This is a genomic window from Streptomyces clavifer (assembly GCF_036345975.1).
In the GTDB taxonomy this organism is placed as follows: domain Bacteria; phylum Actinomycetota; class Actinomycetes; order Streptomycetales; family Streptomycetaceae; genus Streptomyces; species Streptomyces clavifer.
Map to the genome: position 1 here is coordinate 6,323,608 of NZ_CP107793.1, position 23,425 is coordinate 6,347,032.

18 protein-coding genes and 4 pseudogenes are annotated in these 23,425 nt (G+C 69.9%); 10 read left to right on the forward strand and 12 right to left on the reverse strand.

Features of this window, described 5'->3' with window-relative positions; all coding sequences use genetic code 11:
* Positions 1-128 precede the first annotated feature (128 nt).
* The 3 genes from hydA (at position 129) to OG927_RS27475 (ending at position 4,209) form a co-directional block, all read left to right on the forward strand.
* Positions 129-1,529: a dihydropyrimidinase gene (gene hydA, locus OG927_RS27465; RefSeq protein WP_124280678.1), complete on the forward strand. Its 1,401-nt coding sequence runs from the start codon at positions 129-131 to the stop codon at positions 1,527-1,529.
* An 11-nt stretch (positions 1,530-1,540) separates the two neighbouring features.
* The gene (locus OG927_RS27470; protein ID WP_124280677.1) at positions 1,541-2,542 is read left to right on the forward strand and encodes a TIGR03842 family LLM class F420-dependent oxidoreductase; all 1,002 of its coding nucleotides are present in this window, start codon (positions 1,541-1,543) and stop codon (positions 2,540-2,542) included.
* Positions 2,543-2,676: 134 nt separating this feature from the next.
* Positions 2,677-4,209 (forward strand): NCS1 family nucleobase:cation symporter-1, encoded by a 1,533-nt coding sequence (locus OG927_RS27475; RefSeq protein ID WP_056792169.1) that lies wholly within the window; start codon positions 2,677-2,679, stop codon positions 4,207-4,209.
* Between the two features lie 123 nt (positions 4,210-4,332).
* Here OG927_RS27475 and OG927_RS27480 read toward each other — a convergent pair whose 3' ends face one another.
* Positions 4,333-5,106: a hypothetical protein gene (locus tag OG927_RS27480; protein ID WP_056792170.1), complete on the reverse strand. Its 774-nt coding sequence runs from the start codon at positions 5,104-5,106 to the stop codon at positions 4,333-4,335.
* Between the two features lie 185 nt (positions 5,107-5,291).
* Between OG927_RS27480 and OG927_RS27485 the strand changes: the two genes are divergently transcribed.
* From OG927_RS27485 to OG927_RS27495, 3 genes are all read left to right on the forward strand, one after another.
* Complete coding sequence (locus OG927_RS27485) at positions 5,292-5,648, forward strand: hypothetical protein (protein WP_056792171.1); 357 nt, start codon at positions 5,292-5,294, stop codon at positions 5,646-5,648.
* A gap of 287 nt (positions 5,649-5,935) precedes the next feature.
* Complete coding sequence (locus OG927_RS27490) at positions 5,936-7,408, forward strand: amidase (protein ID WP_056792172.1); 1,473 nt, start codon at positions 5,936-5,938, stop codon at positions 7,406-7,408.
* Between the two features lie 274 nt (positions 7,409-7,682).
* Complete coding sequence (locus tag OG927_RS27495; protein ID WP_124280674.1) at positions 7,683-9,902, forward strand: NADP-dependent isocitrate dehydrogenase; 2,220 nt, start codon at positions 7,683-7,685, stop codon at positions 9,900-9,902.
* Between the two features lie 90 nt (positions 9,903-9,992).
* Here OG927_RS27495 and OG927_RS27500 read toward each other — a convergent pair whose 3' ends face one another.
* Entirely contained in the window at positions 9,993-11,048 is a 1,056-nt protein-coding gene (locus OG927_RS27500; protein ID WP_319102390.1) for a lipoate--protein ligase family protein, read from the reverse strand.
* Between the two features lie 200 nt (positions 11,049-11,248).
* On the opposite strand from OG927_RS27500, the gene OG927_RS27505 reads away from it, so the two are divergent.
* A complete protein-coding gene (locus OG927_RS27505) occupies positions 11,249-11,860 on the forward strand; it encodes a hypothetical protein (RefSeq protein WP_330320943.1) in 612 nt (203 codons plus the stop codon).
* A 90-nt stretch (positions 11,861-11,950) separates the two neighbouring features.
* On the opposite strand, the gene OG927_RS27510 is transcribed toward OG927_RS27505, so the two are convergent.
* Positions 11,951-12,499, reverse strand: coding sequence for a tellurite resistance TerB family protein (locus OG927_RS27510; protein WP_319102384.1), 549 nt, complete (start codon positions 12,497-12,499; stop codon positions 11,951-11,953).
* Positions 12,500-12,944: 445 nt separating this feature from the next.
* On the reverse strand, positions 12,945-13,463 hold the full coding sequence (locus tag OG927_RS27515; protein ID WP_124280673.1) for a DUF4232 domain-containing protein: 519 nt from the start codon (positions 13,461-13,463) through the stop codon (positions 12,945-12,947).
* A 115-nt stretch (positions 13,464-13,578) separates the two neighbouring features.
* Between OG927_RS27515 and OG927_RS27520 the strand changes: the two are divergent.
* Positions 13,579-14,148 (forward strand): annotated as a pseudogene (locus tag OG927_RS27520) (transposase family protein); the annotation flags it as partial.
* A gap of 176 nt (positions 14,149-14,324) precedes the next feature.
* Here the strand turns inward: OG927_RS27520 and OG927_RS27525 are convergent.
* A pseudogene (locus OG927_RS27525) lies at positions 14,325-15,020 on the reverse strand (alpha/beta fold hydrolase); the annotation flags it as partial.
* A 106-nt stretch (positions 15,021-15,126) separates the two neighbouring features.
* A pseudogene (locus OG927_RS27530) lies at positions 15,127-16,095 on the reverse strand (AraC-like ligand-binding domain-containing protein).
* A gap of 583 nt (positions 16,096-16,678) precedes the next feature.
* Here OG927_RS27530 and OG927_RS27535 point away from each other — a divergent pair.
* On the forward strand, positions 16,679-17,140 hold the full coding sequence (locus tag OG927_RS27535) for a peptidoglycan-binding domain-containing protein (protein WP_124280671.1): 462 nt from the start codon (positions 16,679-16,681) through the stop codon (positions 17,138-17,140).
* Positions 17,141-17,220: 80 nt separating this feature from the next.
* On the opposite strand, the pseudogene OG927_RS27540 reads toward OG927_RS27535, so the two are convergent.
* The 5 genes and pseudogenes from OG927_RS27540 to OG927_RS27560 all read right to left on the reverse strand — a co-directional run.
* Positions 17,221-17,409 (reverse strand): annotated as a pseudogene (locus OG927_RS27540) (DALR anticodon-binding domain-containing protein); the annotation flags it as partial.
* A gap of 256 nt (positions 17,410-17,665) precedes the next feature.
* Positions 17,666-17,959 carry a hypothetical protein gene (locus OG927_RS27545; RefSeq protein ID WP_330320944.1) on the reverse strand — a complete coding sequence of 98 codons (294 nt, stop codon included), beginning with the start codon at positions 17,957-17,959 and terminating at the stop codon, positions 17,666-17,668.
* Between the two features lie 177 nt (positions 17,960-18,136).
* On the reverse strand, positions 18,137-19,249 hold the full coding sequence (locus tag OG927_RS27550; RefSeq protein ID WP_330320945.1) for an alkene reductase: 1,113 nt from the start codon (positions 19,247-19,249) through the stop codon (positions 18,137-18,139).
* A gap of 63 nt (positions 19,250-19,312) precedes the next feature.
* Positions 19,313-19,915 (reverse strand): NADPH-dependent F420 reductase, encoded by a 603-nt coding sequence (locus OG927_RS27555; RefSeq protein WP_330320946.1) that lies wholly within the window; start codon positions 19,913-19,915, stop codon positions 19,313-19,315.
* Entirely contained in the window at positions 19,912-20,943 is a 1,032-nt protein-coding gene (locus tag OG927_RS27560) for a zinc-binding dehydrogenase (RefSeq protein ID WP_330320947.1), read from the reverse strand. The genes OG927_RS27555 and OG927_RS27560 overlap by 4 nt, the downstream gene beginning before the upstream one ends.
* A 95-nt stretch (positions 20,944-21,038) precedes the next feature.
* Between OG927_RS27560 and OG927_RS27565 the strand changes: the two genes are divergently transcribed.
* On the forward strand, positions 21,039-21,638 hold the full coding sequence (locus tag OG927_RS27565) for a TetR/AcrR family transcriptional regulator (RefSeq protein ID WP_330320948.1): 600 nt from the start codon (positions 21,039-21,041) through the stop codon (positions 21,636-21,638).
* A gap of 717 nt (positions 21,639-22,355) precedes the next feature.
* Here the strand turns inward: OG927_RS27565 and OG927_RS27570 are convergent.
* The gene (locus OG927_RS27570; protein WP_330320949.1) at positions 22,356-23,198 is read right to left on the reverse strand and encodes a MerR family transcriptional regulator; all 843 of its coding nucleotides are present in this window, start codon (positions 23,196-23,198) and stop codon (positions 22,356-22,358) included.
* Between the last annotated feature and the right edge of the window lie 227 nt (positions 23,199-23,425).

Genomic DNA, 23,425 nt, shown 5'->3' on the forward strand with positions numbered 1-23,425 from the left:
GGAAAACGGAAACGTCCTCACCCGTCGCCGGCAACGGTGTTGCCACAGTGGGCCACCCGCTTCCACGTTCTTGACCACACATCAGGTCTACGTGCGTAGACCCATTCCGCCACTGCGAGGAGGGGCACATGAGCCGCACCGTCATCCACGGCGGCCTCGTCATCACCGCGTCCGACGAGATCCACGCCGACGTACTCATCGAGGGCGGACGCATCGCCGCCCTCGCCGCCCACGGCACCGACGCCGCCGGGAGCTGGAGCGCCGACCGGAGGATCGACGCCACCGGGAAGTACGTCATCCCGGGAGGTGTCGATGCGCACACGCACATGGAGATGCCGTTCGGCGGGACCTTCGCCGCCGACACCTTCGAGACCGGCACCCGGGCCGCCGCCTGGGGCGGCACCACCACGATCGTCGACTTCGCCGTCCAGAGCATGGGACGGTCGCTGCGCGAGGGGCTCGACGCCTGGCACGCGAAGGCGGACGGCAACTGCGCCGTCGACTACGCGTTCCACATGATCATGTCCGACGTGAACGAGTCCTCGCTCAAGGAGATGGACCTCCTCGTCGCCGAGGGCCTCACCTCGTTCAAGCTGTTCATGGCCTACCCCGGCGTCTTCTACAGCGACGACGGGCAGATCCTGCGCGCCATGCAGCGGGCCTCCGGCAACGGCGGCCTCATCATGATGCACGCGGAGAACGGCATCGCCATCGACGTCCTCGTCGAGCAGGCCCTCGCCGAGGGCCGGACCGACCCCCGGTACCACGGCGACGTACGCAAGGTGGCGCTGGAGGCCGAGGCCACCCACCGCGCCATCCAGCTCGCCAGGGTCGCCGGTTCGCCGCTCTACGTCGTCCACGTCTCCGCCGACGAGGCCGTCGCCGAGCTCGCCGCCGCCCGCCACAAAGGACTCCCGGTCTTCGGCGAGACGTGCCCGCAGTACCTCTTCCTCTCCACGGACAATCTCGCCGAGCCCGGCTTCGAAGGCGCGAAGTACGTCTGCTCCACCCCGCTGCGCCCCCAGGAGCACCAGGAGGCGCTCTGGCGAGGACTGCGGAACAACGAGTTGCAGGTCGTCTCCACCGACCACTGCCCGTTCTGCTTCTCCGGCCAGAAGGAGATGGGCCTCGGCGACTTCTCGAAGATCCCCAACGGCATGCCCGGTGTGGAGAACCGGATGGACCTCCTCCACCAGGCCGTCGTGGACGGCCACCTCTCCCGCCGCCGCTGGATCGAGATCGCCTGCGCCTCCCCGGCCCGGATGTTCGGGCTCTATCCGAAGAAGGGCACCATCGCGCCCGGCGCCGACGCGGACATCGTCATCTACGACCCGCAGGCCCGGCAGACCATCTCGGCCGAGACCCACCACATGAACGTCGACTACTCGGCGTACGAGGGCAAGCAGCTCACCGGCCGGGTGGAGACCGTCCTCTCGCGCGGCGACGTGGTCATCGACGAACGGAAGTTCACCGGCCGGGCCGGCCACGGCATGTACACCCCGCGCGCCACCTGTCAGTACCTCGACTAGGAGCACCTGTCATGGACTTCGGACTCGTCCTCCAGACCGACCCGCCCGCCTCGGCCGTCGTCGGACTCATGCGCCGCGCCGAACGGAACGGCTTCCGCTACGGCTGGACCTTCGACTCGGCGGTGCTCTGGCAGGAGCCCTTCGTCATCTACAGCCGCATCCTGGAACACACCGAGCGGCTGATCGTCGGCCCCATGGTCACCAACCCCGGCACCCGCACCTGGGAGGTCACCGCCTCCACCTTCGCCACCCTCAACGAGATGTACGGCAACCGCACGGTCTGCGGGATCGGGCGCGGCGACTCGGCGATGCGCGTGGCCGGCCGCAAGCCCAACACGCTGGCCAGGCTGGGGGAGGCCATCGACGTGATCCGTGACCTCGCCGAAGGGCGCGAGGCCACCGTCGACGGACAGCAGGTCCGGATCCCATGGGTGAAGGACGGCCGGCTCCCCGTCTGGATGGGGGCGTACGGCCCCAAGGCGCTGGCCCTGGCCGGGCAGAAGGCCGACGGATTCATCCTGCAGCTGGCCGACCCCTACCTCACCGAATGGATGATCAAGGCGGTGCGTGAGGCGGCGGCCGACGCCGGCCGCGACCCGGACTCCGTCACCATCTGCGTCGCTGCACCCGCCTACGTCGGCGAGGACCTGGACCACGCCCGCGAGCAGTGCCGCTGGTTCGGCGGCATGGTCGGCAACCACGTCGCCGACCTGGTCACCCGGTACGGGGAGCACTCCGACCTCGTGCCCGAGGCCCTCACGGCGTACATCGCCGGCCGCTCCGGCTACGACTACAGCCATCACGGCCGCACCGGGAACCCCGACACGGCCTTCGTTCCCGACGAGATCGTCGACAGGTTCTGCCTGCTGGGCCCGGCCGAGGCCCACATCGAGAAGCTGCGGGCCCTGCGGGACCTGGGCGTCGACCAGTTCGCCGTCTACAACATGCACGACGCACGCGAGGCGACCATCGACGCGTACGGTTCCACGATCATTCCCGCGCTGACCGCCTGACCGTCCCATCGCCTGACCGCCGCACCGCCCGGCCCCGGCAGGCGCCGGCCCTCACACCCGCCGGCCGCACGCCCAACCCCCCCCCCCCCCCGCGCCCCGCACGGCACCGCCCCCGAGCGAAGGGTTCCGCAGCCATGACCGCCACCGTCCCACCCGGCCCACCACGCGCTCCCGGGGAGCGGACAGCCGACCCCTCGGGCCGGATCGAGCTCGCCCCCGGGGCCGTCCCCGACGACCCCCGCTTCGTCAACGACGACCTGCTGCCGGTCCCCCTGGAGCGGCGCCGCTGGACGACGTACAACTTCGCCGCCCTGTGGATCGGGATGGCGCACAACATCCCGTCCTGGCTGCTCGCCTCCGGGCTCGTCGCACTCGGCATGGACTGGAAACAGGCGGTCCTCACGATCGCGCTCGCCAACCTGATCGTGCTGGCCCCCATGCTGCTCACCGGGCACGCCGGACCCAAGTACGGCATACCCTTCCCCGTTCTGGCCCGCGCGTCCTTCGGGCTGCGCGGCGCCAACCTGCCCGCCATGATCCGGGCGGCCGTCGCCTGCGCCTGGTTCGGGATCCAGACCTGGATCGGCGGCGTCGGCATCTTCACGCTGCTCGGCAAGATCTTCGGCGGCTGGGCGCAGGCCGACGAGATCGGCGGCCAGCCCTGGACCCTCTGGCTCTGCTTCGTCCTCTTCTGGACGCTCGAACTCGCCATCATCTACCGGGGTATGGACACGCTGCGGCGCTTCGAGAACTGGGCGGCGCCGTTCGTCCTCGTCGGCGCGGTGGTGCTGCTGGTCTGGGTCGCCGTCAAGGCCGGCGGATTCGGTCCGCTGCTGGACCAGCCGTCCGCGCTCGGCTGGGGTGCCGACTTCTGGCCGGTCTTCTTCCCGTCCCTGATGGGCATGATCGCCTTCTGGTCCACGCTGTCGCTGAACATCCCCGACTTCACCCGCTTCGGTGCCGGGCAACGCGCCCAGATCCGGGGACAGTCGCTCGGACTGCCGACCACGATGACGTTCTTCGCCCTGCTCTCGGTCTTCGTGACCTCCGGCTCGCAGGCCGTGTACGGGGAGGCGATCTGGGACCCGGTACAGCTCGTCGCCAAGACCGACAACGTCTTCGGTCTCCTCTTCGGGCTGATCACCGTGCTCATCGCGACGATCTCGGTCAACATCGCGGCGAACGTGGTGTCGCCCGCGTACGACCTGGCGAATCTGGCGCCGAAGCTCATCAACTTCCGTACGGGCGCCCTGATCACGGGCATCGTCGGCGTCCTGATCATGCCGTGGAAGCTCACGGAGACCCCCGAGCTGTACATCTTCACATGGCTCGGCCTGGTGGGCGGGCTGCTCGGTACGGTCGCGGGCATCCTCATCGCCGACTACTGGATCATCCGCCGCACCGTGCTCGACCTGGCCGACCTGTACCGGCCCGGTGGCCGCTACTGGTACACCAACGGCTGGAACCTGCGGGCGGTGGCGGCCTTCGCGGCCGGTGGCGTCCTCGCGATCGGCGGTTCGCACTCCACCCCCGGGAAGGGCCCCTTCCCGGCGGACGGGCTGATCCCCTTCCTCAAGCCGCTCGCCGACTACGGCTGGGCGGTGGGCCTGGCCGCGTCGCTGCTGCTGTACACACTGCTCAGCCGGGGTTCCCGGACCCGCGTCTGACACAGGGACCGCGGTCCGCGGCGGCCACCTCCCCGGGCCGCCGCGGACCGCCACGCGTTTCTCCGGGGCGCCGGTGCGGCGGGGCGGGCGCGGGCCCGGACGGCGGTGTTCTGCCGGGCGTGTTCAGACGGGCGCCGGTGTGCGCCCCAGCAGGGCGCTGACGTCCACCGTGTCCTCGGGCGACGGGGTGGCCGTGGGTACCGGACGGTCGAAGCGGGAGAAGTCCACGGCCGCGTCCGCCGAATCGTTCCTCACCGTGATCCGCACCGGATAGGGCTTTCCCTCGGTGGCCACGTACACCGTGAGCCGGCCGTCCCTCCGGTCCCCGTCCCCGCTCCTCGTCACAGGGATGGCGGAAACGCCGTCGACCGTGGTCTTCGTCCCCTTGGTGAGCGTCCCCCCGACGGTGTCGGCGTTGTCGGTGACCAGTTCCTGGACCGTGTCGAGGTCGCAGGCGTCCACCACCGGGCGGAGCCGGGAGTCGGAGGCCTCGCCCTTCATGTACCGTCCGGCCAGGATCGCGTCGAAGGCCGCGCCGCCCACCGGGACCTGGTTCTCCCAGAAGTCCGCGTCCGGCTTCAGCCAGACCGCGTCGCCCCGCTTGACGATCTCGACCTTGCCCCGGTCGTCGCCGAGGTCGATGCCGCCCGCGCAGTTGCCGCTCCGGTCCAGGGTGAGGTCGATCATCATCGAGGGCCGTCCTCCGCCCAGGTCGCCCTGCACACGCATGTGCAACGACTCGGCGCCGAGCAGCGCGTCACGGGAACGGTCGGCGATCTCCTGGGCGGGGAGCGACTCGATGTCGTCGTCCGCACGGGCCACCGCGCCACTCGTCATGGTGAGCACGACCGCCGCCCCGAAGGCGGCCGCACGGGCGGCGATGCGCTGTACGGTCACGGCGCCTCCTCGGAAACGGCCTTGCCGGCGGCCTTCTCGAGCCTGTTTTCCCCCCAGCGAGCGTACGCCCGAAGCCGTGCGCCCGCGCGACGACCGAATGCACGAAGTGTGAGGTTCGGGGCTGTTTTCGGCTACGGAACGTAGGGGAGGGCTGCCCTGGCAGGCAAGCACTCCAAGGGGGAGACATGAAGAAGCCGTCCAAGGGGAACGCCGTCCGAACCGTCGTGCGCGGTGCCGCGGTCCTGGGGCTGGTCCTCGCCCCGGCCGCCCCGGTCACCGCCGCGTCCGCCGGTGCGCCGGGCGCCGCACCGCCCGGTCTGTCCTGCGACACGGGGAAACACGCGGCCGGCGACTACACCGGATACGCGCTCTGCCGGAACGACGGCTCCTCGCCCCGGACCTTCCGGGTCCACCTGGTCTGCGGCTGGTCCCCGGATGTGGACGGCGAGCGCGTCACACTGAATCCGGGTCAGTCCGGGCAGTCGACCGCCCACTGCGCCGGTCTCGGCTCGGGCATCGGCGAGATCCACGTCAGGCCGTAGACCCGGGCAGGCGGTCCGTCCGCCGGAGCCCGGACCGCCACGAGCGCTCCCGATCCGTCCACGAGCGCTCCCGATCCGTCCACCAGCCCTCCCGATCCGTCCACCAGCCCTCCTGGTCCGTCCACGAGCCCTTTGGGCCGTCCGCGCCACGAAGGGCGGGGGCGGCCCTCCGGCACCATGCTTGAGCGGAGCGCCCCGTCTCGTTACTCTCCAGTAGCCCCCGCTCGGGCGGCCCCGGGGCGGACCCGGGAGACCGGTGCTCCGGCGGACACGAGGAGGCGGCGGCGATGTCCTCAGCAGAACCCGTGGAGCGGCGACCGGGCAGGCCCGACGACTCCTCCGTACAGCCCGGACTCGTGGACAGCGCGCGGGAACTGGCCGACGGACGGACGACCTCGCACGAGCTCGTCGCCGCCGCGCTGGCTCGTATCGAGGCGAGCCACGACACCCTCAACGCCTTCCGCCACCTGCGGACCGAGGCCGCCCTCGCCGAGGCCGCCGAAGCCGACCGGCGGCTCGCCGCGGGCGAAAGGCTGCCCCTGCTCGGGGTGCCGGTCGCCGTCAAGGACGACACCGACGTCGCCGGGATGCCCACCTACTTCGGCTGCGACGGAGTGCTGCCGCCCGCCACCGCCGACAGCGAGGCCGTCCGGCGGCTCCGGGCCGCCGGGGCCGTCGTCGTCGGCAAGACCAACTCCTGCGAGCTGGGACAGTGGGCCTTCACCGAGGGGCCGGCGTTCGGGGTCACCCGCAACCCGTGGAACACCGCCCACACGCCCGGCGGCTCGTCCGGCGGCTCCGCGGCGGCCGTCGCCGCCGGTCTCGTCCCGGCGGCCCTCGGTTCGGACGGTGCGGGGTCCATCCGCATCCCCGCCGCCTGGACCCACCTCGTCGGCATCAAGCCTCAGCGCGGCCGGATCTCCGTCCACCCCAACAGCGACGCCTTCCAGGGCCTCACCGTCAACGGCCCCCTCGCCCGTACGGTCGCCGACGCGGCCCTGCTCCTGGACGCCGCCGCGGGACCGCACCCCGGCGACCCGCACCGTCCGCCCGCCGTCGATGCCTCCGCCGCGGCCCGCCGCGACCCCGGCAGACTGCGGATCGGCTTCGCCCTCCGGCCCCCGCTCACCCTCACCAGGAACGCACCCCACCCCGAGGTGGTGCGAGCCGTCACCGCGCTCGCCGAGACCCTCGCCCGCCTCGGCCACCACGTCGAGGAGGCCCGTCCCCGCTACGGGCTGATCGGCCTCTCCTTCGTCCCCCGCGCCACCGCCGGAATCGCCGAACTCGCCGCCCTGCACCCCGACCCCGCGCTGCTGGACCCGCGCACCCGTAGCGCCCTGCGTACCGGGACGCGCCTGGGCGGCCGGGTGGTCCGCGCGGCGAGGGCCCGGGAGGTGCGCCAGCACCGCAGACTGGGCGCCTTCTTCGAGGCGGGATCCGGCCGCGGATACGACGTACTGCTCACCCCGACCACCGCCGCCCCGCCCCCCGGGGTCGGCACGTTCGACCGGTTGAGCGCCTGGCGCACCGACCTCGCGATGACCGCGGCCTGCCCGTACGCCTGGCCCTGGAACGTCCTCGGCTGGCCCGGGGTGAACGTCCCCGCCGGCTTCACCCGCGACGGCCTGCCCCTCGGCGCCCAGCTGCTCGGCCCCTCCCGCAGTGAGGCACGCCTCATCTCGCTCGCCGCGCAGCTGGAATCCGACCAGCGCTGGTACGAGCACCGCCCGCCCGCCCCGGGGCCGGCGCGGGGCTGACCCTCCTGCGGCGCCCCGTCCGCGACCCGTGCTCGTGCGCCGGGAAGAGCGGCCGCGCCGCGGGGGGTGCCGCGTGCCGCGGACGGCCCTCGCGCGGGAAGCCGGAGACGGCCGGGGCGCGCGGGCCACCTGCGGTGAGAGGGACCGGCCGGCCCGGGACGGGACGCGGGTGACCGGTTCCGGCCGAGAACGGGGGCGGGCCCCTGTGGAGAGGGGGGCGGTCACGAGATATCTTGATGTCAAGCAATGTTGCAGACGTGGAGCGGAGCACCCGGTGACTGACTCGACCATCATCTATACGCACACCGACGAGGCCCCTGCCCTGGCGACGTACTCGTTCCTGCCCGTCGTCGAGGCCTATGCCTCGACCGCGGGGGTCACGGTGGAGAGCCGCGACATCTCGCTGGCCGGCCGGATCATCGCCGTCTTCCCGGAGTACCTCGAGGCCGGCCAGCGTATCGATGACGCACTCGCCGAGCTCGGCGAGCTGGCCAAGGCTCCCGGCGCCAACATCATCAAGCTGCCGAACGTCTCGGCGTCGATTCCGCAGCTCAAGGCCGCGGTCGCCGAGCTGCAGGCGCAGGGCTACGCGCTGCCGGACTACCCGGACGACCCCAAGAGCGACGAGGACCGGGACGTCCGCGCGCGCTACGACAAGATCAAGGGCAGCGCGGTCAACCCCGTCCTGCGTGAGGGCAACTCCGACCGCCGGGCCCCCGCCTCCGTCAAGAACTACGCCAAGACGCACCCGCACCGCATGGGCGCCTGGTCGGCGGACTCGAAGACGAACGTCGCGACCATGGGCGTCGACGACTTCCGGTCCACCGAGAAGTCCGCCGTCATCGCCGAGCCCGGCACCCTGCGCATCGAGCTCGTCGGCGACGACGGCACCACCACCGTGCTGCGCGAGTCCGTACCCGTCCTGGCGGGCGAGGTCGTCGACGCCGCCGTGATGCGCGTCGCAGCGCTGCGCGAGTTCTTCACCGCGCAGATCGCCCGGGCCAAGTCCGAAGGCGTGCTGTTCTCCGTGCACCTCAAGGCCACGATGATGAAGGTCTCCGACCCGATCATCTTCGGCCATGTCGTCCGCGCGTTCTTCCCGAAGACGTTCGCCGAGTACGGCCAGACGCTGGCCGCGGCCGGCCTCACCCCGAACGACGGGCTCGGCGGCATCCTCAAGGGCCTCGAGTCGCTGCCCGACGGTGCGAAGATCAAGGCGTCCTTCGAGGCCGAGATCGCCGAGGGCCCCGAGCTCGCCATGGTCGACTCCGACAAGGGCATCACCAACCTGCACGTCCCCAGCGACGTCATCGTCGACGCCTCCATGCCGGCCATGATCCGCACCTCCGGCCACATGTGGGGTCCGGACGGCCAGGAGGCCGACACCATCGCCGTCCTGCCGGACAGCAGCTACGCGGGTGTCTACCAGGTCGTCATCGACGACTGCCGGGCGAACGGCGCCTTCGACCCGTCGACGATGGGTTCGGTGCCCAACGTCGGCCTCATGGCGCAGAAGGCCGAGGAGTACGGCAGCCACGACAAGACCTTCGAGATCCCCGCCACGGGCACCGTGCGGGTCCTCGACGCCGCCGGCAACGCCGTGCTGGAGCAGGCCGTGGGCGCCGGCGACATCTTCCGGATGTGCCAGACCAAGGACCTGCCGATCCAGGACTGGGTCAAGCTCGCCGTCACCCGTGCCCGGGCGACCGGCAACCCGGCCGTCTTCTGGCTCGACGAGGACCGCGCGCACGACGCCAAGCTCATCGAGAAGGTGCGCACCTACCTCGCGGACCACGACACCGACGGTCTGCAGATCGAGATCAAGACGCCGCAGGAGGCCACCGCCTTCTCCCTGGAGCGCATCCGCCGCGGCGAGGACACCATCTCCGTCACCGGCAACGTGCTGCGTGACTACCTGACGGACCTGTTCCCGATCCTCGAGCTGGGCACCAGCGCGAAGATGCTCTCCGTCGTCCCGCTGATGAACGGCGGCGGCCTGTTCGAGACGGGTGCCGGCGGTTCCGCGCCCAAGCACGTCCAGCAGCTCGTCAAGGAGGACTACCTGCGCTGGGACAGCCTGGGCGAGTTCCTCGCCCTCGCGGTCAGCTTCGAGCACCTCGCGCAGACCACGGCCAACGCCCGCGCCCAGGTCCTCGCGGACACGCTGGACCGTGCGACCGCCACGTTCCTCAACGAGGACAAGTCGCCCAGCCGCAAGCTCGGCGGCATCGACAACCGCGGCAGCCACTTCTACCTGGCCCTCTACTGGGCCCAGGAGCTGGCGCAGCAGACCGAGGACGCCAAGCTCGCCGAGGCGTTCGCCCCGCTCGCCAAGACGCTGGCCGAGCAGGAGCAGACCATCGTCGACGAGCTGATCGCCGTCCAGGGCAAGCCCGTCGACATCGGCGGCTACTACCAGCCCGACCCGGCGAAGGCCGCGGCCGTCATGCGTCCGTCGGCGACCTTCAACAAGGCCATCGCGACACTGGGCTGATCCCCGGCCGCGCCGCCCGACGGCGCGGCACCGCACCCACCGGCCGCCCCGGCAGGCACCACCTGCCGGGGCGGCCCGCGTGTGCCCCGCCTACGGCACGCGGGCGGTCCACCCGGCCGTGCCGAACTTGGTCCGCACGAGTTCCTCGGCCAGGGCCAGCTCCTCGGGCGTCACCGCACCCTGGGTCAGGCCGTGACGGTTGCGGAACGAGTCGATCATGTTGGCGATGACGGTCTCGCGGGGCAGACCCGTCTGGCGCCGCAGCGGGTCGACGCGCTTCTTCGCGGACCTGGTGCCCTTGTCGGACAGCTTCTCCTTGCCGATCCGGAGCACCTCCAGCATCTTGTCCGCGTCGATGTCGTACGACATGGTCACGTGGTGCAGCACGGCGCCCTCCCCGCCGACCACCCGCTTCTGCGCAGCCCCCGCGATCTTGCCCGCGTCCGTGGCGATGTCGTTCAGCGGCTGGTACCAGGCCTTGATGCCCATGTCGGCCAGGGCTCCGAGCACCCAGTCGTCGAGATAGGCGTAGCTGTCGGCGAAGGAGAGCCCCGAGACGAGCGAATCCGGCACCGAGAGCGAGTAGGTGATGGTGTTCCCCGGCTCCACGAACATCGCTCCGCCGCCCGAGATGCGCCGGACCACCTCGACGCCGAGCCGCTCGGCGGCCGGGCCGTCCACCTCGTTGCGCAGGGACTGGAAGCTGCCGATGATCACGGCGGGGGAGGCCCACTCCCACACCCGCAGCGTGGGCGGCCTGCGGCCGGCGGCGACCTCGGCGGTGACGACCTCGTCCAGCGCCATGTGCAGGGCGGGGGACTGCGGTGCGTCGTGGATCAGCTGCCAGTCGTAGTCGCTCCACTCGGTGGCCTGGGCCAGAGCCCGCCGTACGGCTACGGCGACGCCCTCCGCGGTCAGCCCCAGCATCACGGTCGACTCCGGCAGGGCCGCGTCGATCCGGGCGGCGAGGCCCGCCGTATCGGTGTGGGCGGGCGCACCCTCCAGTGCGGCGTCGATGGCGAGGATGGCCTCGTCGGGCTCCAGGAAGAAGTCCCCGGCCACCCGTACGCCACGCAGGGCACCGCCCTCCACGTCCAGGTCGACCACCACGAGCTTGCCGCCGGGGACCTTGTACTCTCCGTGCACCGCCATGCCTCCGCATCCGCCGACCCATCTCCGCGAATCGGCTCCGATCAGGCACAACCCTGCCGAATGGCTCTTTAATCCGTGCCGGCGCACGGACCGGCGCCACCGCCGGGGCAGGAGCGCGTGGCGGGCCAGCACGGCGGCCGCGGATGAGTACCCGCACTCATGTCCGAACGCGCCCCGGGTGGGACACTCCGCGCATGTCCAAGCCCATCAGACGATCCGTCGCGGCAGCCGCGCTCCTCCTGATCGCCGGCACCGCCTGCGGAACCGAGCGGAGCGGGGAGGCGCGGTCGGCCGGTCCCCAGCCCTCCGTCACCCCGCAGACCTCCTTCGCGCCCCGGCCCACCTGCGCGCAGCCACCCGGGGGCGCGCCCTCGGAGGTGCCGTCCGCCCCTGCCGGGAGCGCCGGTGCGAGCGCCGTCCCCGACGCCGACGGCACCCGGCGCGCCGAGAACGGTGACGGTGCGCCCCACTACGAGGAGAACCACGCCTACCGCACCCGGGCCCCGTTGGCCGAGGACCGGCGTGCGCGGGGCGAGGCATCGGCCCTGCTGATCCGGGAGGAGCTGGAGAGCGTCCGTGAGGAGGGCGACTTCAGTGACGCCCGGATCGCGGCAGCGCTGGAGCGCCTGGGGTGCGGCAAGGAGCACGGCGTCTACATCTGGTCCGGGTTCTACAGCGTCCACACGGGGGTCACGTGTGTCTCCGGGCATGTGACGAAGGACGAGCTGACCAGCGAGGTGCACGGCGCCTACGCCGAGCCGCAGCCCGGAACCGGGCCCTGCGTGGAGAACCGGGGAGGCCACTGAGCCCGTGGACGGCGCCGGGCCGGCGGACCCGGCGCCGGACGGCGTCCGACGCCGGGCGCCGCCGCACCGGGACCGGCGTGCGGGAGCCCGTCAGAGCTGGAACTCGGCGGGGGACAGCCCCAACGCCGTGCAGGCCTCCCGGAGAATCATGTGTTCGGCGTGGGAGAAGTCGCCGTCGGCCCCGGCGACGATGATCCCCGTCTGGATCACGGCGCGTGCCTCGGCCGGCTTCTTGGCCGCCTTGGCGATCTCCTGCATCGCGTCGGCCTTGCCCTGCGGGAAGTTGCGTGCCATCTGGTCCACGTGCTTGTTGAAGCGCTGGCGCAGCTGCTCCGGCGGGAAGTTCTGCAGGACGTCGTTGCTCAGGATCATCGACTCCACGTGCTGCCGCTCGGCCGGGTCCACATGCCCGTCCGCCGCCGCGACCAGCGCGCACACCGCCATGCTCGCGTCCCGGTACGCACCGCTCTTCAACTCGGTCTTGAGCGAGGTCAGTTGCGATTTCAGCGTGCTGACCAGCTGGGCACGTGAACCACCGCTGCCGGACCGCGTCCCGCCGCTCTGTCCCGCGGACGGGCGTCCTCCCTGCGACTGCTGCAGATTCTTGGCCTGGTCCTTGAGCCGGTCCCACACTGCCATGTGACGTCACCTCGGTCTGATTCTGACTTGTCGGTCGTGAGCCGTGCGCTCGCTGGACCAACGGCCCGTCCCGGGTAAAGGTTCCGCAAAGTGGGCCGTCCGTCACGTCGGGTCCACCGCCCCAGGTCCGACGCGACCACGGGGCCGGCCGGCCCGACTCATGGCCCGTCGTGCTGGCATCCTCCTGCTCCGCCACCGCGTCGTCCTGATCGCCCACTTCCGCCACCGCTGCGCGGACCGGCCGACCTCACACCGAGATGATCTCCAGCTACGAAAATCTTGCCAGAGCCACGGTCACGTGTGCGGCGACACGAGGAGCCTCCACCCCGACAAGAGGACTTCCGCCGGACGAAGCTCCTTGGCCAGCCGTCTGTCGCCCGCCACCAGGACTGGAGGCGGGCGACGCTGTTGTCGACGGGCGCCGTGGAGGCGTCCGGCGCGGGGGTCAGCTGTAGGGGACGGCGTCGGCGGGGTCGGCGTGCCAGTTGGTGGCGAGGGGGCGGTCGACCTGGACGAGGTGGGGGAGGTTGAGGGTGACGAAGTTGTCCTCGTCGCCTGTGACGGAGAGGTGGAGCTTCTCGAACAGCCTGCCGTTCTCGTCGTTGGTGGACTTGGGGTTGATGCCGGCGTAGGCGGCGGCGGAGCCGGAGAGGACGACGTCGTCGCTGACGCTGTGCTCGACGGGCCGCAGCTCGGTGTTGGCGGCGGAGCCGAAGGACGCGGAGGGGAAGACGCCCCTCAGGTAGCAGGTGATGCCGGACTTGGCCTTGGCGGTGACGAGGAGGTAGCCACCTGCCTGTGTCTTCGAGGTGATCTTGAAGGTCAGGTCGTTGGTGGCACAGGCCCGCGCGGCGGTGCTTCCGCTGTCGGCGGTGGCTGCCGGGGTTGCGGTGGCAGCCAGGGCAGCCGCGGCGGCGACGGCCAGGGCGAGGCGGGTGGAGCGGGCGGCAAGTCGCGAACGCATCGAAGATCTCCATGGTGCGGAAGTGGCTCGTCCAGCGGACTGCTTGGACGGCCACAGCTTGTTCCGTAATCTGTTCCGCCCGCCACAAAAAGCGATCATGTTGGGACGCTGGAATGCTGGAACGGGCGCTGACCAGCAGAAACGCTGGCGGTCTGGAACGGGTGGCCGGGACGGGCAGGGTGGATTATCACCTGGTCTCGCTGAGCCTCTTTCCACGTTATCGTCGACGGCACCCTGATCCCCACCGACCGGATCCGCGCGGACGAGCCGTACTACTCGCAAAAGCACCGCAAGCACGGCATGAATGTGCAGGTCATCGCCGCCCCGGACGGCACCCCGCCCTGGTTCTCCCGCGCGACGCCCGGCCGCACCCACGAACCTGACCTCCGCCCGCGCCCACGGCATCGTCCAAGCGTGGCTCACACGGCAGATCCTCGTCCTGGCCGACCGCGCCCACCAGGGCGCCGGCGCCACTTTCCGCACCCCCTACCACCAACACCGCGAACAGCCCGAGCACTGCCAGCAGTTCAACCGGGACCACGCCCGGCTGAGAGCTCCGGGAGAACGCGCCTGCGCCCAGCTCAAAGCCTGGCGACTGCTCCGGCGAGCGAGATGCTCCACCCGCCGTATCGGCACCATCGTCCAGGCCGTCCACACCCTACTGACCAGCGACTACAGTGGATGAAAGAGGCTCAGTGGCACCGTCTTTCGACACCGGCTTCTGGGAACGCAGCGCCGGTTCTCTGCAAGCTGCAGATGTGAATAGGGGACCCGGCTTGCCCTGGGCCAGATCTGGCCCAGGGGCTGATCCGGTCCCGCGCAGTGTTCAGGGGCGTCCGCTCCACGCCCCTGAACTGACCACGCCACGTCGTGGTTCTCGACGGGTCCGTCGAGTACGGGTCCCACAGGGACAGGCCGAAGGCGTCGTGGGGGCGGCCCTCGGTGGCGGTGAAGAACAGCACGGGGCCGTGGAACATGCGGGGGGTGTACGTCCTCATCAGACGGGCCTGGCCTGCGAAGTTGTCCACCATCGCGTCGATCGTGGCCGGCTCCAGAGCCCCGAGGGGGCTCCCGCTCGCGAGGAACTGGTCGCGCACGGAAACGGCTTCGGCCGGGCCGTTCCCGTCCAGGGCTTCCTGGCCGACTCCCATGTTGGAGAGCAGCGCCCTGATGACGGTGTCCCGATCCGCGCCGTCCAGGTCGTCCAGCGGGGCGAGCGGGAAGGCGTCCAGGATCGTCAGCAGAGCCACCTTCTCGCCCGACTCGTGGAGCTGGACGGCCATCTCCTGGACGACGATGCCGCCGAAGGACCAGCCGAACAGGTGGTAGGGGCCGTGCGGCTGGACGGCCCGCAGCTCGGCCACAGACGGCGGCCATCGCCTCGATGCTGTCCGGGAAGGGCTCGGTGCCGTCCAGGTTCGGGGTCTGGAACCCGTAGACCGGCCGGTCGTCGCCGAGGTGGGGGAGCAGCCCGGCGTACGACCAGGCAAGGCCGCCGGCCGGGTGGACGCAGAACAGCGGTGGCAGGCTGCCGCCGGTGCGTAGCGGCAGCGATGTCAGTCGCCTGAACCATCAAGCCGGACAGGTCCTCTGAACGACATTGCCCTGGCCCCAGAGCGAGCGTCCAACGTCGGTCACGCGAAACGCGGCCGCGCGGGGACCATCACGCGCAGGAGCGGGGGTGGTTCTGGTCGCGCCAGGCCCGAGGCGAGATTCCGTATGCCTGTCTGAACACCTTGCTGAAGTGGGTCGCGTCCATGAAGCCCCAACTCCGTCCTATCGCTGCGATGGTCCGCAGTCGGCCGTTCGGGCCGGCCAGCTCTCACCTGCATGCGGCCAGGCGGCGGGTGCGGATCCAGTCTCCGAGGCTGATGCCCGACCGGGACAGCACAGCGTAGAGATGACGCACGGAGATGTCGTGTGCGGCGGCGATCCGTGCCGCCGACAGGTCGGGATCAGCCAGGTGCTTCCGGAGGTATTGAGTGATCCGCAGGCTGAGGGTCGCCTCCAACGGTGCTCTGGCCAGGCTGGCGTTTCCGTGCTGGGACGTCAGGACGGCACGGAGGAGTTCGACGCTGGGTTCCACGACGGCGTCGGCGTGCCCGCCCTGGTGCAATGCGTCGGTGATGGCCAGTTGGGAGAAGTACGGGAAGGCGAGGCGCGCGATGGGGCTGTCGGATCCCAGGGGGACCGCGGCGATGTCTCGTAGTAACCGGTCGGGGAGGGCGAGTGCCGCGCGGGGGAAACGGATGAAGCGGTAGTCGACTCCCTTGTCGAAGAGATGTGTGTAGGGAGCGATCGATTCGTAGACGGCGAATTCCCCTGCTTTCAGCAGGCACTCGCGATCGTTCTGCACCACCACGCTGCTGCCCGTCATCTGAACACCGAGGGTGACGGCCGGCTCCTCGTCCCTGCGGGCGAGCCGCTCCGTGCGACGGAGGGTGACCGCGGTCGCCCGTGCCGAACAGATCCTGATGGGCCCCGCGGTGCCGAGCCCGATGCGAACGGAGATGTCTTCAGCCGCAGGACGGTGGTCGATATCGACTGCCACCATGGATTCCCACACCGCGTTGCGGACCACTTCCTCCCGGTCCCGCGGCGGTATGAACGCGGTGTCCAGGACCGGGCTCATGAGGCAGACCTTCGTCTGCTTCGGTCACAGAGCCGGCCTGGCCGTACATCGACCCGTTCCCCCACAAGTCACCCCTCGACACGGACGTTCCCGACATCAGTGTGGCGGGATTCCCTCTCGCTGTGCAACGGCTTCGACGGGCATACGCAGGGCCCGCCCTCGCCTGATGCGGCGTCAACGTGAGGCGGTGCGCTACTGACGAATTTCCTTGCACGGATGACAAAGTCCGAAGCCCACGATGACCCTAAGGTCCATGGGCGAGGCCAGAGAAAGGGGAGTCACATGTGCACCATTTCGCGCAGGCTGCAGGTTCTGCCCGGACCCTCATGTCCCGGCCTCATTCCGCATCAGCCGTCACGGCGAACGGGGGGTCCCACCCCTCCTGCAGAATCGGCCATCGCCCGTTCACGGCCGTCCCGTCGTAGTGACTCGACGGGCGATGTTTCATCAGGTCAGCGTCTGGGACGCCCCGGGATGATGCCACTTCTGCGTCAACTGTGACCGGACATCGGGCCGAAGTCTCGTTGCGGAGGCGGCCGGTGCGGTCGGTTCCGTTCATCGCACGTCAACGGAGGGGAACAGTATGCGAGCTCTCACGAAGGCACTCGTCAGCGCCACCACCGCGGTCGGGATCGCCGCAGGCGGCCTGGCGACCTCGGGCACGGCCATGGCGGCTCCCGCGCCGGCCCAGCAGCAGACGGCGAGCGCCGAGGTCGGCACGCTCGCGGTGGTCAACCTGGGGCTGAACACCGCACAGGCGAAGGACTGGCAGTGCTGGCTGCGCGCGATGGGTTACGCGCCTGGCGTGATCGACGGGCAGCTTGGTACCAAGAGCTGGAAGGCGGCACAGACGTTCTGGACCCCCCTGGGGTTCTACGACGATTCCATCGATGGAATCGTCGGACCCAACACGGTCAAGGCGCTGCAGCAGTACCTGAACTCCCGCGGCCGCGGCTACGGCCTTGCCCTCACAGGGATCGCCGGAGAACGCACCAAGGACGCATTCGCGGATTATGTCACCCATCAGTTCTCGCATCTCTGCTGAGCCGACCGACGACCGCACACTCGCGCGGCCCCTTCCCCTCTTGCGGGGGGACGGGCCGAGTGAGTCTCTGAAGGCGCACAGAGCCACTCGGGCGTCCGGATGCCCGGCGGGGCCGTGCTCCGGTGCAGTGTGGGGGCCGTGACTTCGAACAGGAAGAGGCGGTTCGCCATCTGCTATGGCGTCTCGGCCTTCAGCACCGGGCACGCGTCGTAGAGGGACGTGTACAGCGACGCCACCTGGTACAGGTACGCCGTCAGCTTCTGCGGGGCCTACTCCTTCGCTGTCTCCGATAGGCCGCCAGTTGCGGGTTTCGCTGCATCTGGGGAGCGGTCGCATCATCCGGGCCGACGTTCAGGAGGCCGATGCGCTGGAGCCGTTGCGGATCGGCCTGGACGAATTCACCGGGCAGTGGTCACTCCGCGTAGGGCCGCCCACGGACGGCTGATGTGGGTGCGGAGTTCATCGACGGGGACCGACCCGATGCAGGCACGACTCCCGGGCGATCATGAGGCGTCGAGTCCATGATCACCGCAAGGGAGACCGTGCCTGCCCGCTCATCACCGCCCGTCCCTGCCGGCTATAGCGACAGGCCCTCCTCGGGCAGTCGGTGACCTGCTCGGCGAGCTGCATGATCAGGACGGCCAGGGAGACCAGCAGCACGATCATGGTCACGCCTCCGAGCCAGCGGCTTAGCGAGGGGTGCGCGCGGTGGAGGTGCGCGCACCCCTCGGCGGAGCGGGAGTCCGGGTCGAGCTGCCGCTCGGTCCCCTCGCCGGTGACATAGTGGCAGCGCTTGAGCCCGAAGGTGCTCGCATTCACCTCGATGGTGCCGCCCGGGACGGTGACGACGGCGGGGAGCTTGGACTCGGCCTGATGCCTGATGCCTGATGCCTGATGCCTGCTGTCAAGGCTTGGCCTCAGCCTTGCCGTCCCGGATCGGTCGTTTGAGCTTGCGCCGCAGCATGCGCCGGAGTGAAGCCGCTGGTTACACAGCCCTCAGGGGCCGGTCATGGCGGGGTAGTCCGTGTACCCCTGCGTGCCACCTGCGTAGTACGTGTCGCGGTTGCCGGCGGCGAGAGGATGACCGTGGGTGAACCGATCGACGAGGTCTGGGTTGGCGATGAAGGGGGCGCCGAAGGCAACCGCGTCGGCCAGTTGGCGTTCGAGTAGTTCGTTGCCGGTGGCCTGGGTGAAGCCGAGGTTGGCGATGACGGCTCCGCGGTAATGGGCGCGGTAACGGGTGAAGGCCGTGAAGGTGTCCTCTGCGGCTGTGTCGGATGCGGGGCCGACGAGGTGGAGGTATGCCAGGTTGCTGTCGTTGAGTCGCTTGAGGAGCTGGTCGTAGTCGGCCAGCGCCTCGGCATCCGCGGTGAAGGAAGGTCCGCCGTTCCAGTAGGGGGACAGTTTGATGCCGATGCGGTTGCTGTCCCACACGCTGCTGACGGCATCCACGACGTCGAGGAGGAATTGGGCCCGCTTCTCACTGCTGCCGCCGTAGGCGTCGGTGCGGTAGTTGAGTCGGGGGTTGAGGAATTGGGCCACGAGGTGGGACCCCTGCGCGTGGATCTCCAGGCCGTCGAAGCCGGCGCGCAGGGCGTTGGCGGCGGCCTGCCGGTAGGCGCTGATCGTGGTGGCGATCTCTGCGGCGGTCAAGGCGCGAGGAGTGAGGGTGCCCTTCGGGCCGTCGGGGGTGAAGGACGTCTCGTGGGGGTTGATCGCCGAAGGCCCTGCGGGGAGCCGGCCGCCGAGATGATCCGGGTGGGAGATAGCGCCGACATGGCCGAGCTGCGAGATGATCTGGCCGTCCGCGCCGTGCACGGCGGCGGTGACCTCGGCCCAGCGGGCGGTCTGCGCGTCGGTGTATATGCCGGGGACGTTGACGAAGCCGATCGCGTCCGGGCTGACCCAGGTGCCTTCGCTGATGATCAGGCCGGCACTGGCGCGCTGTGTGTAGTAGGTGGCGTGCAGGGTGGTGGGGGTCAGTTCCTCGTTGTCGGAACGGGAGCGCGTCATGGGGGCCATGACGACGCGGTTGGGCAGCTCGAGGCCGCCCAGTCGAACGGGCTGCAGGAGAGGCTGGATGCCAGGTGTCGCGGTCTGGTCGGACATGGGGATCTCTTTCGTGGAGCGAGTGCCGTCATGGACGTGAGGGGCACGGGCAGGTGGGTGGAATCAGTCCTGCTTGAGGGCGTGCAGGGCGGAGAGAGGGCCGTCGAGCTGGATGAGGCGCCCTCCCGCGTGCAGTGTTCCGAGGTCGACGGGCGCGAAGCCGAACTGGGCGGTCAGGCGTTTCACGGTGTTTTTGGCGTCGGCGTCGTCGTCGGCGAGGAAGAGCACCTGTCGGCCGGCCTCGTGGCGGGGGTCGGGTGCGATGAACTGGGCGTAGAGGGCGTTGAAGGCCTTGACCACGCGCGCGCCGGGAAGCAACGAGGCCACGTATTCACTTCCGGTGAGATCGCCCAGATCCGCGATCTTCGGGTTCGGGGGAGGCGAGGCGAACTGGTTGGTGGTGTCGATGACGACGGTCCCGTTCAGGCGTGGGAGCTCGGCGACAGCGTCGGGGATCTGCGGCCAGTTGACCGCGAGCACGACGAGGTCTGCGGCAGCGGCCTCTGCGGGAGTTCCGGCTGCGGCGAGAGGGCCGAGGTCCTGCACCAGCGGGGCCAGGGACGCGGGCCCCCGGCTGTTGCTGAGTACGACCTCATGGCCGTGACGGATGGCGTGCCGGGCGATGGCTTGAGCGATTGTCCCGGCTCCGAGCATTCCGATCCTCATAGGGCTGCCCCGTGCTCAGGGCCGGTGGCCCGCGGTGAGGTGATCAGGACAGTGCCGCTCTTGCCCGGGCGGCGGGCGTGTTCGATTGCCGCCTTGAAATCGGCGAGGTCGTAGTCGGCCGCGACCTCGAACAGATCCGGGCTGCTCCGCGCCAGGTCCAGGGCGAAGGCTATGTCCTGTGCCCGCTCCTCAGGGGTGCGGTCCAGCCAGTGCAACACCGTCACCCCCCGCACCGTCAGTGCCCGCTGCACGAGTGCCAGCTCCTCCAGTGCTGTGGTGCCGGCCCCCAACTGTCCGTAGGAGATCAGGGTGCCGCCGTCGGCGAGCAGCTCGGCGAGGTCCTGGGTCATGGCACCGCCGACGCAGTCGAGAACGACCTCGGCGCCGTGGCCGCCGGTCAGGTGACGGACCTGCTCCTGCCAGTCGTCGTCGCAGGTGGCGATCACGGGCAGCGTGGGGTGCAGCAACCGCATCCGCTGGGCACCGGATGCGCTGCGCACGAGGTTGATCAGCTGGAGGTCGTGCCGGACAGCGGCCATGCTGATGAGCTGGCCGATGGAGGAGCCGGCGGCCGTCTGCAGGACGGGGCCCTTGCTCCCTCGCAGGGCATCGTCTACCGCGCGGTGCAGCATGAGCAGCGTCAGCGGATTGACCAGCATCAGGGCTGCGGTTTCATCGCTGACCTCGACCGGCACCGGCACGGCCAGACCGGCTGGCACCACGATGAAGTCGGCCCACGATCCCGGCGCCGGGAAGACTGCCACGCGCTGACCGGGACGCAGCGAGTGCACATCTGCCCCGACACTCTCGATGACGCCCATCCCCTCCGCTCCGGGCGTTCGGCGCTCCGCGTTCTGTTCCTGCACCTCCTGCGGGCCCTCCACGCCGACCAGGTCGCCCGGATGAACGGGCCGGACCAGCATGCGGACCAGAACCTGCCCGGTACCGGGACAGGGCCGATCCGGCTCCTCCCTCAACGTGAGTACCTGCGCGGGTTCCCCGGGTCGGGTGTGCACGACAGTGCGCATGACTCCTCCGCCACTTTTTAATGATGATCAACATTAATATAATGATGAGAGGTAACCTTGAAAAGGTCAAATGCAGTCGATGCGGGAGGGCAGTCATGCCGCGGATCACCAAGGAAGACAAGGCCAGGAACCGGCAGAACATCGTCGATGCAGCCGGGCGCATGTTTCGCGCGCAGGGCATTGACGCCGTCGGGATCACCGAACTGATGAAGGAGGCGGGCCTGACCCACGGCGGCTTCTACAACCACTTCGCGTCCAAGGGTGAACTGGCCGCCGAGGTGTGCAGCGCCTCGTTCGCAGCGTCTCTGGGGCACCTGGAGCAGGCTGTCGCCGAGCGGGACAATGTCGCAAGCTCACCGTTGGAGCGAGTGGTGGACGACTACCTCTCCGCCGCCCACCGCGACGCCCCGGACGGCGGCTGCCCATCCGCCTCCCTGGTCATTGATGCCGGGCGGCACGACGACTCCATCCAGCGCCCGTATGCAGTCGGCGTGGAGGGATATCTCGCCGGATTCGCCGGAGAGTTCGCCCGCGAGCATGACCACGAGACCACCCCGCAGCAGGCGCGAGACCGAGCAGTGCTTCTACTCAGCCAGCTCGTCGGCGCGATGGTGCTCGCCCGGGCGGTGCGCCGCACCCAACCCGAACTGTCAGACGAAATCCTGCAGACCTGCCGCACCCATGCCCTCGACTGACTAGATGTCCCAGTCCGCAGGGCCCCTGCGTCAGGAGTCTGACGAGGCCGGAGCAGGGCGGCCCGTTGTCTCCAGACGGATGCCCCTGCCGCTGGTCCAGGTGTCGGTGCCGGTGACCGGTCCGGCGCCGGCGGTCGCCAGGATCCGGCACAGCAGAGACGACATCAGCCAGAAGGGGTCGCAGGGCCGGGCAGTCTTGGCGGGCGTAGGCCGCCTCTTCGACGGGTGTCCAGTCCGGTCGCCGCAGCACAGACCCGTAGACGCCCTCGCGCTTCGTGGCGAACCGCTCCCACCTATCCGGGCTGAACCAGCGCAGGAGGATCGCCACCGCCAGCTGTAGATCGCCGGCCACCGCCGGACGGACACCGGCGTGCGATCGAGGCGTACCGCTTGGGCGCGCCGCCGTCCCGTGCGGACGTGTGCATCGCGGAGGCAGCGGAGCGGCAGACCAGGGCGATCCGGGAGCTCTTGCGCTGGGCGCTCCCCGGGTTCGACGTCATCCGTGACAATGCGCCGCCCGATGGAGCAACCCCGCGTCCAGCGCGGCCGCCAGGCCGCGGCGACCGAGGCCGCCGCGCTGCACCGCGCCCGTGCCGAATGTGCTGGCGCGTCCTCCCTGCACCCCGAACCCGGCACACGGATTGCGGACGACCAGCGGGAGACAGTTGCCTGCCAGTCAGGCGAGTCCGCGGTACAAGGAGGTAGAGAGGAGCGGGGTTATCCGTCCCCGTTCCCCTCATCGAGCTTGCGGATCGCTGCGCAGGTTTCGACACCGGCGTCGTGCAGCACATGGCGCATGCGGGCCATGTCGATGTGAGCGGCGTCCAGGGGGTACATGATCAGTCGCGAGATCGCAGTGGCGTGCTTGGCCGTCGTGTTCTTGCCCGGTATGAAGATCGACAGTTCGTCGCGGGCCTCGAATCTCTGCACCTCAACGTCGCATGGCAGATTGGTCAGCACTTCGTCATCTGCCGTGATGGGCACCTTCACCAACCAGTGTGGCCCCTCATGGGTGATGACCTGGCTGTGCTGCTGTGAGGTTTCAGCGGCCAAGGTTCGCCACGGAGGCCCCGACACCACGCCTCCACGCGACTCAACGACCCGAACAAGGTCCTGCACGGCTGCGGTAGAGGCTGCATCGACTGCCTCCCAGTCATACCCTCTGGCCCGTATGGGAGGACCGGGCACGACCTTCGACACCACGGTGCCCTCCGCCACGTGCTGCAGGCGTACCTCCGGGGCCGAGGTGAAGAACGCACGCGCGTTGCTGATCGCCTCATCCTGGGTCCGCCGCTCGCGCTGAAGCTCTGCTGTGTGCTGCTGCAGCAGGGCTGGGGCTGCGTCCGGCTCGTCCAGGGCACTACGGACGCGCTTCACGCTCATGCCCGTACCACGCAGAACAGCGATCAGCATTGCCTGCTCGACTTGTTCAAAAGTGTACGAGCGATAGCCGGTTCGCTCATCGACGCCGGCTGGGACGAGCAGACCCTCCGAGTGGTAGTACCGCAGCGTTTGGGGCGGCAGGTCGCACATCTCGCTGAAATCGCTGATCGACAACATGTCGTCATGTTCGGCCTTGCAGCCACTGCAAGGTCAAGCGCCGAGACCCATGAAGGCATCACACAGCTCGTACCTGCAAACCTCAGCGGGAGGAGTCGGTGGTGACGCCGGAGTCGAGCAGGACGTAGAAGTTGCCGATGCCCTCACCCAGCGGATGCCTGAGACCGCGTACGCCGGCAGACGCGCGGACCGGGAGGCCGGAGAACTTCCGCAGAGGACGTCGGCGT